This is a genomic window from Neisseria sp. S1, from assembly GCF_048060015.1.
Classification (GTDB): domain Bacteria; phylum Pseudomonadota; class Gammaproteobacteria; order Burkholderiales; family Neisseriaceae; genus Neisseria; species Neisseria arctica.
The window spans coordinates 1-16,200 of sequence record NZ_JBLUPI010000015.1 but is presented as its reverse complement, the minus strand read 5'-3'; the positions used below and the strand labels follow the sequence as shown (position 1 = coordinate 16,200).

The following is a 16,200-nucleotide window of genomic DNA, read 5'->3' as shown; positions in this document are numbered from 1 at the left end:
TGGAGAAGAGCTATGCTCGATATACTTTATCAAGATGAAAGTTGCATTGCGGTTAATAAACCGGCAGGTATGCTGGTGCACCGTAGTTGGCTCGACCGTCATGAAACCCGCTTTGTCATGCAAACCTTGCGTGACCAAATCGGTAGGCATGTTTACCCCGTACATAGGCTTGATCGCCCTACATCGGGCGTTTTACTGTTTGCCCTTGATAGCACTTCGGCAAATTTGCTGGCTACGCAATTTGAAAACAAAACCGTGCAAAAAACTTATTGGGCGGTGGTCCGCGGTAAAATGGTTGGCAATGGTCGAATCGATTATGCTTTGAAAGAGCCATTGGATAAAATAGCTGATGCTTTGGCAGATACCGGTAAACCGGCGCAACCTGCAGTAACAGATTGGCGTGTGCTGGCTGATACAGAGCAGCCTTTTTCTGCTTCGCCACGTTATTCGACTGCCCGCTATTCTTGGTTGGTTTTAACACCACATACCGGGCGAAAACATCAGTTGCGCCGCCATCTCAAGCACATTTTCCATCCTATAGTAGGCGATACCACATATGGCGACAATGCCCAAAACCGTGCCGTAAACGCATACACAGGTGTTAACCGTTTGATGCTGCATGCCCGCTCGCTTGTTTGGCAAAGCCCGCTCAATAACCAAACCGTAGCGGTTGATGCCCCGGTGGATGAGAATTGGCGTAAATTGCAGCAGGCTTTCGGCTGGGAAGATATCGAGGTTTAAATCATTGGGCGATACAAAATAATGAAGTGTTATTTTAGCTTTGCTATTTTGTCTATCGGATAAAAAAACATGTACCGATTAAGATGCGTAGAGTTAATCCGGCATAGCTAAAAAATCTATAGGTTTCTAATTAACTGAATAGTAAAGTAAAAATTTCCATAGATGGATTCAGGCAATTTGATTGATATCCTAATGTAAAAAATGATGCCGTCTGAAAACATTAATTTCAGACGGCATCATTTTTTACAGATTACGCCGGCTACTTATTTTTCTGAGCAAATTTCAAATATTTTGTTGTATAGGTTGTTTAAAAGACTTCATTACAGCTTTTCACCTATAACATTATTCTTTCTTGTAAAATCCCTATTTCTACCCGGCATATCCGATATGCTGCCTGTTTTTCCGATTGATGGATTTTATGACTGAAACTGCCCAAATTATCGCCAGCTACGGCCGCCGCTACATTGTGCGCACGGCTTCCGGCCAAACATTTGATGCCACTACCCGAAAAAAGCGTGTTGACTTCGCCTGCGGTGATAAAGTGCATATTACTGTGGTAAATGCCGAACAGGTTGTCATCGAAGACTACCTACCGCGTCAAAGCCTGCTCTACCGCCAAGACAGCTGGAAAACCAAGCTTATTGCCGCCAATGTAACCCAGCTGCTGATTGTATTGGCCGCAGTTCCCAGCCCTAGTGAAATGCTGTTGCAACGTGCTTTGCTGGCCGCCGAAGCGGCCGATATCCGCCCGGTTATCGTATTGAATAAAGCCGATTTGCCCGAAACGGCCCAATGGCGCCGCAAGCTTGAATTCTATGAAACTTTGGGCTACCAAGTAGTGGAAGTCAGCGCTTTAAACAATGCCGATATACTCAAGCCTATTCTGTCGGGGCATACCAATATTTTTCTTGGTCAAAGCGGCATGGGTAAATCCACGCTTACCAATGCATTATTGGGTAACGAGCGCGCGCGCGTTGGGGAAATTTCCGCTGCACTCGATTCAGGGCGACATACCACTACACATGCCCAGCTTTATGATATCGACAGCGAAACCTGCTTAATCGATTCTCCCGGCTTACAAGAATTTGGCCTACATCACCTCGAAGCCACGGATCTAATTTCCTATTTCCCCGACTTACGCCATTTGGCCGGAAAATGCCGTTTTCATAACTGTACCCACCGTGCCGAACCTGACTGCGCACTGAAAAATGCTGCCGAGCGCGGCGAAGTTTTACCCGAACGGGTCGCTTTTTTGCAGCGTATCACTGATGAACTGCTACGTTAGATATGAAATGGGGCGGCAGCAGAAATTTTTGGCAAAGGGATTGGGCCGTCTGAAAACTGTCATTATGTTGAAAAAATGCCGCTTGAATATCATGTTCAGGCGGCATGATCACTAGTAATGTAGGGAATATATCCCGATATTCTCATCAGACGGCATTATAGAGAAATTGATTCTCTACCAGCTATATTTATATCTGTATTTTTCAAATTCTGAAATTTAATGTGCTTGAGGCCGTCTGAAAATACCGCGTATCTTCGAACACAAATAAATTTTATTGAATTGTGCCCCTTTTGCTTATACCGCTTTACATCAAAAAACAATTGTATTTGCTATATAATCCGGTATCCAACAAACGTTTTACAGCGATAATTTTTTCACATATGTCTCAAGATCTTACCCGTGTTTTGGCTAAAGACCGCCATTTTCTCCAATCGGCCTTCAAACATCCCCAACGCTTCGGCGGCTTGGAAAAAGTACAGCAAAAATACCAAAAATCACACCAATCCTATTTGCAGCGGTTGGAAAAATTACCGCAGCCGCAATACGACGGCACCTTGCCCGTACATGAAAAACGAGATGAAATACGTGCAGCGATTGAAGCCAACCAAGTCACCATTATTTGCGGTGAAACCGGCTCAGGCAAAACCACCCAGCTGCCAAAAATCTGTTTGGAAATAGGCCGAGGCACCGCGGGGCTGATCGGCCATACCCAACCGCGCCGTTTGGCAGCGCGTTCGGTGGCGGAGCGGATTGCCGAAGAATTGGGGAACCCCATCTGCCAAACCGTGGGCTATAAAGTACGTTTTAACGACAACACCTCGCGCGACGCTTATGTAAAGCTGATGACGGACGGTATTTTGTTGGCCGAAACCCAAACCGACCGCTACCTCACCGCTTACGACACCATCATCATCGACGAAGCGCACGAACGCAGCCTAAACATCGATTTCTTGCTGGGCTACCTGAAACAACTGCTGCCGCGCCGCCCCGATTTGAAAGTCATCATCACCTCCGCCACCATTGATGCCGAACGCTTTTCCAAACATTTCAACAACGCGCCCGTGCTGGAAGTGAGCGGGCGCACCTTCCCCGTGGATATTCTCTACCGCCCGCTGCACGCACAAGACGAAGACGAAGCGGAAATCGAGCTGACCGATGCCATCGTTGATGCCGCCGACGAATTGGCGCGGCTGGGGCATGGCGATATTTTGGTATTTTTGCCGGGCGAGCGCGAAATCCGCGAAGCCGCCGAAGCCCTGCGTAAATCGCCACTGCGCCGCGACGATGAAATCCTGCCGCTGTTTGCACGCTTATCGAACGCCGAGCAGCATAAAATTTTTCATCCTTCGGGGAGTAAACGGCGCATCGTACTGGCGACCAACGTAGCCGAAACCTCGCTCACTGTGCCGGGTATCAAATATGTGATCGATACCGGTCTAGCGCGGGTGAAACGCTATTCGGCACGGGCGAAAGTGGAGCAACTGCATGTAGAAAAAATCTCCCAAGCCGCCGCCCGCCAACGTTCAGGCCGTTGCGGCCGTGTGTCGGCCGGTGTGTGCATCCGTTTATACAGCGAAGAAGATTTCAATAACCGCCCAGCTTTTACCGATCCCGAAATTGTCCGTAGCAATCTGGCAGCGGTAATTTTGCGTATGGCTTCGCTGAATTTGGGTGACGTATCTGCGTTTCCGTTTCTCGAAGCACCCGACCAGCGTTATATCAATGACGGGTTTCAGGTGTTGTTGGAATTGGGGGCAGTAGAGGAGGCCGTCTGAAAGTAGTAGTTTCATAAACGGTCGCAGATAATAATAGTTTGAAAATGTAACCTTAATTGAAACCAAATAAAAGTAGCCCGTACCTTTCGTGTGGAGTTTCAGATTGCTTTTTTATTTTTCAGGCGATCTTTACAGCTAATCTGTGAAGGTGATACTTCAACTTCTTTCAAACTTGATTTGAATACCTTGCACTTCTCTAAAAATCAACTAAAATGGTTCAATTATGAAAAATTGCGTAACTTTGGTATATATATGAAAATTTCCAGCCCCCCGGAATTTGCTCTGTTGCAACAGGAATATGTGCAGCATTTTACTGAAAAAATGGCACAAACTTTCGAGCTGCTGAAGCCAGCAGCAAATAATCCTAATATAGACATTTCCGATTTTCTTGCTGAAATCAAAGATTATTCCGAATTTTCCGTTACCGATGAAAAAGGAAGATACCTGCACTGGGACAAATTTCGCAGGATTCACACGGAGGATACACGGATGAAGTGGCATGCTGTAAAGGAAAGTCGCAGAAAAATCCAAAAACCAATTGGTTTTCCGTTTGAGCACCAGTTTTGGTTCTGTATTCCCGACTCCTTACAGGCTCAACTTCATCTGATTGATAAAAGCTGTGGTAGCAATATCAGCACGTCCAATCTAAGCGGTTTCAGCAGAAGCGAGCAAAACAGGTTCCTACTTAAGTCTCTGATTATGGAAGAAGCGATTACATCTGCCCAATTAGAAGGTGCGGCTACCACGCGCAAAGTAGCCAAGGACATGCTTAAATCGCAGCGTAAACCTAAAACCAAAGACGAAATCATGATAGTAAACAACTATCACTTGATGAAAAAAGCGGTGAACTTGAAAAATACGCCGTTGAGTGTTGAAATAATTTTAGATTTGCACCGTATTGCCACCAGCAACGCTATTGAAAATCATGTAGAACCTGGGCAATTCAGGAGGGACAACGAAATCTTTATTGCCGATGCCGACGGTAACAGCCTGTACCAACCGCCGCCGCACGAGCAGGTCCATACACTGATGGAAGCAGTATGCACGTTTGCCAACAATACTTATGACGGCGCAGAAAATCCATTTATCCATCCGGTTGTTCAAGCCATTATCCTGCATTTCCTTATCGGCTACATCCACCCATTCGGCGACGGTAACGGACGGACAGCGCGGGCTTTGTTTTATTGGTTTATGCTCAAAAAAGGCTACTGGTTGTTTGAATATATATCCATCAGCCGCTTGCTGAAAAATGCTCCTGCCCAATACGCCAAGTCCTATCTGTATGCAGAAACCGATGATTTGGATTTAACCTATTTCATCTATTACCAATGTGACATTATCAAACGGGCTATCTCAGATTTGGAGAACTACATTTCCGACAAACAGAAACACCAGCAGGAATTCAAAGCAGCAATTGCCAAATATACCGAAAAGATAGGAAAGTTGAACCAGCGGCAAATTGGTATCCTGCAAAAAGCGATGGAAGAAAGCGGAAAAATCTTTACCGCACAAGAAATTGCAAATCAATATGGTGTCTCTTTGAATACTGCACGCAGTGATTTAAGCAAGCTGGGGGAACATAGATTTCTAGTGCCGTTCAAATCAGGAAATGCTTTGGAATATGTTGCCCCTCAGGATTTATTGGAAAGATTAGAGAGAAAATAGTTTGGCTATCCTAAAATACAGCCCGAACCAAGTTAAAAAAAGCAGTCTGCTCCTTACAAAGTTAAGTTACGGACTGCTTTTTGCTTTCGTGCTCTAGTCTCTGAAAAAAATTCTGAAAACAATTGGTTGCTTTCCCATATCCCAAACCACAGATAGTATGTACACTAAGAATCTTTATATTTAGACCGCTTGATTACAGGTAATGCGATCAGCTTGAATATCCGAGACAGTAAAGTGGAATATGTTATACACAATAAGGTAGCATATAACCTGCAAAGAATATAAATTGAGACCACGTAGGGTGTAAATACTTGGCCTAAACGCTATGCAAAATACTAAAAATCAAACATGTCGATCAGGCATTGATGCCCGACAAAATCCAACAAAAGACAAACCTCTTTCAGCCTACCCACAATCCCGTTCAGCCTACCCCCGCTACCGCCTCACCAAGCTCGGCGAGCAAATGGCGCGGCTGCCCATTGATCCGAAAATCGCCCGTATTCTGTTGGCGGCGAAAAAACACGATTGTATGGCGGAAATACTGGTGATTGCGTCCGTCCTGTCGATTCAAGATCCGCGCGAACGACCACTTGAGGCACGCGAAGCAGCCCAAAAAGCGCATGAACGCTTTACCGACAAGCAGTCCGATTTTCTGACCTACCTGAACATTTGGGACAGCTTCCAGCGCGAGCGTGATAAAGGTTTGTCGAATAAGCAATTGGTGCAATGGTGTCGTCAATATTTCCTCTCGCATCTGCGCATGCGCGAATGGCGCGAGCTGCACAAACAGTTGGTCGATATCGCCGTGGAAATGGGGCTGGTGTCTAAAGAACAGGCGTTCAGGCAGCCTCCCGTGCAAGAGCAATTAAGGCCGTCTGAAAATCAAGGCGATCAAGATTTATCAGCCAAACTGAAACAAAAACAATTAGATAAAAAACAGCACCGCGCCCAAATCCGCTCCGCCAAAGAAGCAAGCTACGAACAAATCCACCGCGCCTTGCTGACGGGCCTGATCGCCAACGTCGGCATGAAGTCGCCCGACGGCCACGACTACACCGGCGCGCGCGGCAGCCGTTTCCATCTGTTTCCCGCCTCAGCCCTGTTCAAGTCCAAGCCCAAATGGGTGATGGCGGCGGAGCTGACCGAAACCACCCGCCTCTACGCCCGCGATGTTGCCGCCATCCAGCCCGAATGGATCGAGCAGGAAGCGCCGCATTTGGTGCGCTACCATTATTTTGAACCGCATTGGGAACAGAAGCGCGGCGAAGTCGTTGCCAGCGAGCGTGTTACCCTCTACGGCCTGACCGTACTGCCGCGCCGCCCCATTGCCTACGGCAAAGTCGCTCCCGACGAGGCGCGTGAAATCTTTATCCGCGGCGCATTGGTGGCACAAGAATGCGATTTGAAAAACGCGTTTTTCCGCCACAATCAGAAACTGATTGCCGAAATCATTGATTTGGAAAATAAATCACGCAAACAAGACGTATTGGTGGATGAAGAAGCCTTGTTTGATTTTTATCACCAAAGGCTGCCTGAAAGCGTGTACAAAGATGAAAGCGGGCAGTTTTACGGCACAACTAATACCGGGCCGTCTGAAAATGTTGCAAATCATCGTTTGGATAGCAAAGCTGATGAAGCGGCAGCAGCGGCCAATAAAGGCCGTCTGAAAATCTATCCTCTGGCCGACATCCGCACTTTCCAAAGCTGGTTGCAAACCGCCGAACGCGATCACCCGCGCCTGCTGTTCCTCACCCGCGAAGATCTGATGCAGCATGCCGCCGCCCATATTACCGAAGAGCAATTCCCGCACTATTGGCAAACGGCAGACGGCAAATTCAAACTCAGCTACCGCTTTGAGCCGAACCACCCGCTCGACGGCGTGACCCTCAGCCTGCCGCTGACCGTACTCAACCGCATCCATGCACCCGCCCTCGAATGGCTGGTGCCCGGTATGTTGCGTGAAAAATTGCAATTGCTGATTAAAGCCCTGCCCAAACAAATCCGCCGTATTTGCGTGCCCGTGCCCGATTTCATTACCCGATTCCTGGAAAGCAACCCCAACCGCCAAGAGCCGATTATTCCCCAACTGGCACACTTTATCGTCAAAACCGCCGGCGACATGCGCCTGCTCGAACACATCGACCAAGACCAATGGCGCGATTTCCCGCTACCAGAGCATTGCTACTTCAACCTGCGCGTGATTGACGACGGCGGGCAAGAGTTGGCTGGTGGGCGCAACCTGGCCAAACTGCAACAAGAGCTGGGACAAGCCGCCGCCGTTACCTTCCGCGACAATACCCAAGAATTCGAGCGCGACAACGTAACGCAATGGGACATCGGCACCCTACCCGAAACCATCAAATTCGCCCGCGGCAAGCAGCAGCTCACCGGCTATCTCGGCTTACAGAAAGAGAAAAACGGCAACATCGCCCTACGCCTGTTCGACACCGCCGAAGCTGCCGCCCAAGCACACCGCCACGGCGTGATTGCCCTGATGCAGCTTCAGCTCAAAGAGCACATGAAAGACCTCAACAAAGGCATTACCGGCTTCACCCAAGCCGCCATGCTGCTCAAGCACATTCCCGCCGACACCTTGCGCGACGACCTCACCGCCGCCATCTGCGACCGCGCCTTTATCGGCGAAGACGAACCGCCGCGCAGCGAAAAAGCCTTTAAAGAACAAATCAAACGCGCGCGCAGCCGACTGCCCGCCGTCAAAGAAGCTGTGAGCCGCTACCTGCAAGAAACCGCCGCCGCCTACGCCGAACTGAACGGTAAATTGGGCAAACACCCGCTCACCCCGCTGCTGCTCCAACGCATACAAACCCTGCTGTCTGCCGGTTTCGCCCAACGCACACCCTGGAGCCAATGGCCGCGCCTGCCCGTCTACCTTAAAGCCATGACCTTGCGTATGGAAAAATACGGTGCCAACCCCGCCCGTGACCAAGCGCGCGAAGCCGAAATTCAGGAATTGGAACAGATGTGGCAGGAAAAAACGGATATGTTGATCAAACAAGGCCAACCCGTTTCAGACGGCCTGATGATGTTCAAATGGCAGATTGAAGAATTGCGGGTGTCGCTGTTTGCGCAGGAGTTAAAAACACCGTATCCAGTGTCGGTGAAGCGGTTGTTGAAGGAGTGGGGACATTTAAAATAAAATCTTCTAAGAGTTAGAAAAATTGAATTTACAACTGTTGCTTCAGGGGATGAAACAATGCTGCAATCTATCACTTTAAAAAATACTGCGACTTATCAATTAACTACTATTGAAGATCTAGCTCAAGTCAATTTTTTCTATGGTGCAAATGGAAGTGGAAAAACTACTATTAGTAAAGTTATTTCAGATGTTACACAATTTCCAAACTGCTCATTAGTTTGGAAAAATGGAAACCCTTTGCAAACCATGGTATATAACCAAGATTTTATAGATAGAAATTTTAACTTTAATCAATCTGCTGAATTAAAAGGAATTTTTACTCTTGGAGAAAACCAAGTAGATGCAGAAAAGAAGATAAGTGAAGCTAAGCAAAAATGCCAGGAAATTCAAGGAAATATAGATAGTGATAAAAAATCAAAAGTTAAAAAAGAAAGTGAAAAAAATGAATTAGAGGAAGAATTTAAAAATACTATATGGAAGTTAAAGACTAAATATGGAGATTGCTTTAAAGAAATTTTTACTGGATTGATGAATAGTAAAGAAAAATTAAAAAATAAAGTATTACATGAGTATGAACAGCATAAAAGTAATAATGACGTACCTAAACTAGATTATTTGAAAAAGCAATATTTTACTTTATTTCAATCTGATTTAAAGAAAGAAGATGAACTCTATCCTATTAATGCTCAAATTTTAATTGATTGCGCTAACAACTATATTCTGAAAAAGAAAATAATTGGTAGTAGTGATGTTAATATTTCTGAATTAATTAACAAATTAGACAATAGTGATTGGATTCGAAAAGGAATTGATTTTTTAGAATTAAGTAATGGTTTTTGTCCATTTTGTCAGCAGAAAATTCAAGAAAATTTAAAAAATCAATTTGAAATTTATTTTGATGAGAATTTTTTAAGGGATACTCAGGTTATAAATGATTTAAAGGTGAGGTATGAAATTGAAATTAAAAATCTAAATAATACATTAGAAAGATTAATTCAGTCTGAATCAAGTTTTTTAGAAATAGAAAAGTTAAAGTTAGAACAAGCAAGATTGTCAGAAAAATTATCAAAAAATGTTTTACTTATTAATGAAAAAATTAATGAACCAGGTAGAATTATAGAGCTTAACCACATTGCTGATATAGTTGATCGTATTAATGCATTCATTGCTGAATCTAACCAAAAAATTAAAAGTTATAATAAAATCGTTACAAACTCAGAAAGTGAAAAGAAACAATTAAATAGCCAAATTTGGCTTTTTATCATACAAGAAGTTAAAATAGTTATTGAGGATTACCATAAAAAAAATTCAGGATTAGATGTTGGAATTCTTAACTTAAGTAAAAAAATTAGTGAAAAAGAAAATGAAAAGAGTAAAAAAGAAAAGGAGATTAAAGATCTAGCGACCCAGCTAATCAGCATTCAACCAACAGTTGATGAAATTAATTCAATGCTTAGAAATTTTGGTTTTAATGGGTTTAGCCTAAAAATTTCTGATAATCAAAAAGGGTACCAGTTAATTCGTAGTAATGGGGAAATAGCAAAAAATTTAAGTGAAGGTGAAAAAACTTTTATTACTTTTCTGTATTTTTATCATCTTCTAAAAGGCGATACAGATGGTAATGGTATTACAGCTGATCGAATAGTAGTACTTGATGACCCTATTTCTAGCTTAGATAGTGATATTTTATTTATTGTTAGTACCCTAATTAGGGATTTACTAATTCAAGCAGAAAATGGAAGTGGATATATTAAGCAGTTTTTTGTTTTAACCCATAACGTTTATTTTTATAAAGAAATTACGTTTAAGAAGAATATTCCTGCTCATAAAAGGCAGCGAGCTTACCAGCCATGGAAAAAGAAATTTTGGATTGTTCGTAAGAGTAATATGATTTCAAATATAGAAGCATATAGTGAAAATCCTATAAATACATCGTATGAACTTCTATGGTCAGAAGTCAGGAAACAGGATTTATCTAATCACAATTTACCGAATACTCTGCGGAGAATTTTAGAAAATTATTTTCATATGTGGGGTGGTATCGCATTAGATGAGTTACCACAAAAATTTTCCAACGTTCAAGAACAGCGATTATGTGAAATGTTACTATACTGGGCAAATGCAGGTTCTCATATCCTTGATGATGGGCAATATTTCTCTATGGATGATGACACTATTCAGAAGTTTTTAGATGTATTTAAGAAAATTTTTGAAGAAACACAGCAACTTGCCCATTACAACATGATGATGAAATTAAATGAACAAACATAGGTTGGATCGTTAATCCCAAAATTTCCTAATACTTTGCGGATTCGTTGGGATTTCATCCTAACCTAATGTGTGAATCTTGCTGTGCTATTTCTGAAAGTTGTGTAGCTCATGTAGATACGGGTAGTTATGCTTTAAGTAAAGCGTAATCGTATACCATGTACATGCAACTTTAAATGCCGTCTGAAAACTCAACTTTCAGACGGCATCTTTAATATTACAAATATCAATCACTCAAAACCAAATCAAGAAACCCTCTCAATTTTCGCCCCAACTTTACTTAGCTTCTCTTCAATATGTTCGTAACCGCGGTCAAGGTGGTAGATGCGTTCGACAATAGTTTCACCATCAGCTACCAACCCGGCGATTACCAGACTGGCGGAGGCACGTAGATCGGTGGCCATGACGGTGGCACCGGAGAGGCGTTGTACGCCTTTCACGATGGCAGTATTGCCTTCGGCGGCGATATCGGCACCCATGCGGTTTAATTCGGGTACGTGCATAAAGCGGTTTTCAAAAATGGTTTCCACCACTTTGCTGCTGCCTTCGGCTACGGCGTTCATCGCCATAAACTGTGCCTGCATATCGGTGGGGAAACCGGGGTGGGGCATGGTGCGGATATCGACGGCTTTGGGGCGGCTTTGCATATCGATAGAGATCCAATCGTCGCCTGCTTCGATGACGGCGCCAGCTTCTACCAGTTTGTCTAACACCACTTCCATGGTTTTGGGGGCGGCATTGCGCAAAACCACTTTGCCGCCGGTCATGGCAACGGCGCATAGGAAAGTGCCGGCCTCGATGCGGTCGGGTACGACGCTGTGTTCGCAGCCGTGCAGTTCTTTCACGCCTTCGATGGTCATAATCGATGTGCCGATACCGGTGATTTTCGCGCCCATTTTTACCAAGCACTCGGCCAGATCGATAACTTCAGGCTCGATGGCGCAGTTTTCCAAGACGGTGGTGCCTTCGGCCAAGGTGGCGGCCATCAGCAGATTTTCGGTACCGCCCACGGTAACCATATCCATCACCACGCGCGCGCCTTTCAGACGGCCTTTGGCTTTAACGTAGCCGTGTTCGATAACGATTTCGGCGCCCATGGCTTCCAAGCCTTTCAGGTGCTGGTCAACCGGGCGCGAACCGATGGCGCAGCCGCCAGGCAGGCTCACTTGGGCTTCGCCGAAACGCGCCAGTGTGGGGCCCAATACCAAAATAGAAGCGCGCATGGTTTTCACCAATTCGTAAGGGGCAACGGTGTTGTTGACGGTGCCGCCGTTGATCTCGAATTCTTGCACATTGTCGGTCAGCACGCGCGCGCCCATGCCTTGCAGCAGTTGTTGGGTGGTTTTGACGTCACGCAGCATGGGTACGTTTTTCAGGCGCAGGGTGCCGGCAGTCAGCAATCCGGCACACATCAGAGGTAGGGCGGCGTTTTTCGCACCGGAAACGGTGATTTCGCCGTTTAAGGGGCCGTTGGCGGTAATTTTCAGTTTATCCACAAATATTTCTTTCGTAGCAGTATGTGTTCAAACGGTTTACAGCAGGCAGTTGCGTCTCGCTCGTTTGGCGCAATGCTTTGCCGTGCTATAAACATGAATGGGTTGTGAAACCTGAAATTATAGGGGATTTTTATCGGTTTGAGTTTGTGTATTTGGGTAAATTTTAGAACAGTGTGTATCCGGTTTTTCAGACGGCATAGTATGGTTGTGATGCACCGATTATTTTCATTGTGGTAGGCCGTCTGAAAAAGCTTTAGGGTAAACCGCGCGGTTTTGGTTTGAGTATTGTTATGAACGAAAGATATTAAGCGGATTATGCGGTATATGGGTTTAAATATATCGGATTAGGTTGTTTTGCCACCAGGCTTCAGACGGCCTTAAGTTGGGAAACTATATAGTATCGGCAAATAAAAAGCCGCCTGATCAAAGGCGGCTTTTGCGGGTTACAGTTTAATCGCTGTGGTTGGCAGAAAGGCTTTTCAGGCGGTAGAGGGCGGCTAAGGCTTCGCGCGGTGATAAATCGTCGGGTTGTATTTCTGCCAGCGCGGCAAGTAGGGCTTCATTTTCTGCCGGTATGGGTGTTGCCGCTGTTGGTGGAATTTCTTCAGTGTCTTCAGACGGCCATGCGTTGAAAATATCCATTTGTTTTTGATGGGCGGCGGCTTGGCTTTCCAGTTCGTCCAAGTGCTTTTGGGCGGCTTTTAAGGCGCGTGCGGGTAGGCCGGCGAGTTTGGCAACGGCAATACCGTAGCTTTTGCTGGCCGGGCCGGGTTCGATATGGTGTAGGAAAACGATGTCTTGCCCTTCTTCAAGTGCGGCCAAATGCATATTGATGGCGGCAGGGTAGGCTTCAGGCAGGCGCGTCAGCTCGAAATAATGGGTGGCAAATAGGCTGAATGATTTGTTTTTCTGCACGAGATGCTCGGCAATCGCATGAGCCAGTGCCAAGCCGTCGAAGGTGGAGGTGCCGCGGCCCACTTCGTCCATCAACACTAAAGATTGCTCGGTGGCATGATGGAGGATGTAAGCGGTTTCGCTCATTTCAACCATAAAGGTGGAGCGGTTGCCCGCTAAGTCGTCACTAGCGCCGATGCGGGTGAAAATTTGGTCGATAGGGCCGAGTTTTGCCGAGCGTGCGGGAACAAAACTGCCTGTGTGCGCCAACAGGGTAATTAGTGCTACTTGCCGCATATAGGTAGATTTACCGCCCATATTGGGGCCGGTAAGCAGCATCAGGCGGTGGCGGTGGTCGAGTGCGGTATGGTTGGCGGTGAAATGGTGTACCTGTTGCTCGACAACGGGATGCCGCCCTTCTTCGATTTCGATAACGGGGTAATCTGCAAATTTGGGGGCGGTGTAGCCGCGGGTGGCGGCATGGTGTGCGAAAGTAGCCAACACATCTAGGGTAGCGGCGGCTTTGGCGGCGGTTTGCAGGATTTGCAGATGGCCTTGCAGTTCTTTCAATAAGCTTTCGAACAGTTGTTTTTCCAGCGCCAGCGCGTTGTCTTGGGCGGCCAGAACTTTGTCTTCGAAAGTTTTCAGCTCGGGCGTGATGAAGCGTTCGGCGTTTTTCAGGGTCTGGCGGCGTTGGTAGTCGGCGGGTGCTTGTTCCGCTTGCACTTTCGATAGCTCGATATAAAAGCCGTGTACACGGTTAAATTCGACTTTTAAAGTGGAAAGTCCTGTGCGCTCGCGTTCCCGGGCTTCGAGTGCCAGTAAAAATTCGTCTCCATGGTTTTGGATATGCCGCAATTCGTCTAGTTCGGCATGATAGCCGTGGTTAATAGCCCCGCCGTCGCGCAGCCATACCGAAGGCTCCGGCAAAATCGCGGCTTTGAGGTGTTCGGCCACAGGCAAAGCAGCGGGAAAAACCTCTTGCAGCGTATGAAGCAGGTTTGAGGAGTTTTTCGGCAGTGAAATATCGTTGGCCAGAATAAACAGGCTGTCGCGCAGGGCTGCTAAATCGCGTGGCCGGGCATTGCCGACAGCAATACGGGCGGCGATCCGTTCGATATCGGCCAGATTTTTCAGACGGCCTTGCAGGTTTTCATAATGATTTTGTAATTCGGCAACCGCTTCTTGGCGGGCTCGGATATGAGCGCGGTTTCGCAGCGGATGGTGTAGCCATAAAGCCAGCAGTCGGCTGCCCATATGGGTGGCGCAGTTGTCTAAGGCCGAAAATAAAGTCGGTGCTTTATGCCCGCTGAGTGTTTGGGTGATTTCCAGATTGCGGCGGGTTGCGGCATCCATACCGATATATTCGCTATCGGTTTCCAGTGATAAAGTGTCCAGATGTTGGGGCAAATGGCTTTGGGTGAGCTGGATATAGTTCAGCAGGGCACCTGCCGCGCCGATGGCTGCGGGATGTTCGGTTAGACTCAGGCCGAAGCCGCGTAAATCTTGGCTGCCGAAATAGCGTTGTAACAATTCGGCACCACTGTCGGCAGCAAACTGCCAGGCGTGGAGGCGGGTAATGTTGTCGGCAACAATAGAGGGGGAGGATTTTTGATCGGCCAATAGAATTTCTGCCGCCGATAAACGAGCCAGTTCGTCGGGTAGTTTATCGGCGGTAGTCAATTTAGCCTTGAATTCTCCGCTTTGTAAGGAAGCCCAAGCTAGGCCGATTTGTTTTTTGTCGGCGCAAACCGCCACGATACGGTTGGTTTCTTTGTCTTCTAATAAAGCACTGTCGGTAAGTGTGCCGGGGGTAACAATACGTACTACTTTGCGTTCTACCGGCCCTTTGGTCGCACCTACTTCGCCTACTTGCTCGCAAATGGCAACGCTTTTGCCAAGCTTCACCAAGCGGGCAAGGTATTGTTCTGCTGCATGGTAAGGAACGCCCGCCATCTTGATTGGCTCGCCGTCTATTTGCCCGCGGGTGGTCAGCGTAATATCTAAAAGTTTGGCTGCTTCTACCGCATCATCAAAAAAAAGTTCGTAGAAGTCACCCATACGGTAAAAAACCAATTTGTCTTGATGGTCGGCTTTTATACCGAGATATTGCTGCATCATCGGGGAAACGGGTTTGCTCATTACACAGGCCTTACTTAAGAAACATATCATTCTGCTATTGTAGCAAAGGCTTATACGAGTTGGGCCGTCTGAAAACAATTCATCTGTTAAGTTTGTTTAGATGCGTTCTATCGAGATGCACATTAAAAAATAAAAAAATAAACGCAATGCAGTAAAGCGGCGTAGGCAAGCTTGTATCATGCGAATAAAGTTTACTAGTTGGTGTCGCGCGATTATTTGATTATTTCGGGAGTTTGTGAAATTAAGAAGATTGAATGCTTTTGTAGCGTTTGCTGTTGGATATGTACTGTTTTGTCTATTTTTGGTTATAAAAAATTCTGTTGTAAAACAGACGGGTGCAATTTTTTCTGGGGGATTTTTTGTTTTAGGGGTTGACGGGTTTTGTTTGGGTTGTGTATAGTTCGGTTCTTCGCTGTTGAGGCGGTGAATAAAACTGACTGTAGATTGTACCACGGTTGGGATTTTGAGTAAACGGATTGGTTGCTTTTAGTCTTGACAGATAAAATTTTGGTGGTTTATAATTTCGGTCTTGCTCTTTAACAAACAGATTACCGATAAGTGTGAGTGCCTTGGGCCTCACACTGCGACAAAAACAGACAAGATGTAGATTATCTACGCTTTGTTAGTTTCTTTGAAGCAGACCAGAAGTTAAAAAGTTAGAGATTGAACATAAGAGTTTGATCCTGGCTCAGATTGAACGCTGGCGGCATGCTTTACACATGCAAGTCGAACGGCAGCACGAAAGAGCTTGCTCTTTTGGTGGCGAGTGGCGAACGG

The 16,200-nt window shown here is 46.1% G+C and carries 8 protein-coding genes and 1 rRNA gene; 7 read left to right on the top strand and 2 right to left on the bottom strand.

The features are described from left to right. Positions 1-12 precede the first annotated feature (12 nt). From truC to ACEPPX_RS10330, 6 genes are all read left to right on the top strand, one after another. Positions 13-741: a tRNA pseudouridine(65) synthase TruC gene (gene truC / locus ACEPPX_RS10355; protein ID WP_416623966.1), complete on the top strand. Its 729-nt coding sequence runs from the start codon at positions 13-15 to the stop codon at positions 739-741. 418 nt (positions 742-1,159) lie between these two features. Then, entirely contained in the window at positions 1,160-2,026 is an 867-nt protein-coding gene (rsgA, locus tag ACEPPX_RS10350; RefSeq protein WP_047761909.1) for a ribosome small subunit-dependent GTPase A, read from the top strand. 380 nt (positions 2,027-2,406) lie between these two features. Next, positions 2,407-3,801 (top strand): ATP-dependent RNA helicase HrpA, encoded by a 1,395-nt coding sequence (gene hrpA / locus ACEPPX_RS10345; RefSeq protein WP_416623965.1) that lies wholly within the window; start codon positions 2,407-2,409, stop codon positions 3,799-3,801. Between the two features lie 252 nt (positions 3,802-4,053). Beyond that, a complete protein-coding gene (locus tag ACEPPX_RS10340) occupies positions 4,054-5,466 on the top strand; it encodes a Fic family protein (RefSeq protein ID WP_416623964.1) in 1,413 nt (470 codons plus the stop codon). A 325-nt stretch (positions 5,467-5,791) separates the two neighbouring features. After that, the gene (locus ACEPPX_RS10335; RefSeq protein ID WP_416623963.1) at positions 5,792-8,623 is read left to right on the top strand and encodes a DUF3418 domain-containing protein; all 2,832 of its coding nucleotides are present in this window, start codon (positions 5,792-5,794) and stop codon (positions 8,621-8,623) included. Positions 8,624-8,680: 57 nt separating this feature from the next. Beyond that, positions 8,681-10,894, top strand: a complete 2,214-nt coding sequence (locus tag ACEPPX_RS10330; protein ID WP_416623962.1) for an AAA family ATPase — start codon at positions 8,681-8,683, stop codon at positions 10,892-10,894. A 242-nt stretch (positions 10,895-11,136) separates the two neighbouring features. Here ACEPPX_RS10330 and murA read toward each other — a convergent pair whose 3' ends face one another. Together murA and mutS are read right to left on the bottom strand one after the other, a co-directional pair. Continuing rightward, complete coding sequence (gene murA / locus ACEPPX_RS10325; RefSeq protein ID WP_416623961.1) at positions 11,137-12,387, bottom strand: UDP-N-acetylglucosamine 1-carboxyvinyltransferase; 1,251 nt, start codon at positions 12,385-12,387, stop codon at positions 11,137-11,139. A gap of 450 nt (positions 12,388-12,837) precedes the next feature. After that, entirely contained in the window at positions 12,838-15,423 is a 2,586-nt protein-coding gene (gene mutS, locus ACEPPX_RS10320) for a DNA mismatch repair protein MutS (RefSeq protein ID WP_416623960.1), read from the bottom strand. A 665-nt stretch (positions 15,424-16,088) separates the two neighbouring features. On the opposite strand from mutS, the gene ACEPPX_RS10315 reads away from it, so the two are divergent. Beyond that, positions 16,089-16,200: ribosomal RNA gene (locus ACEPPX_RS10315) — 16S ribosomal RNA — on the top strand; the annotation flags it as partial.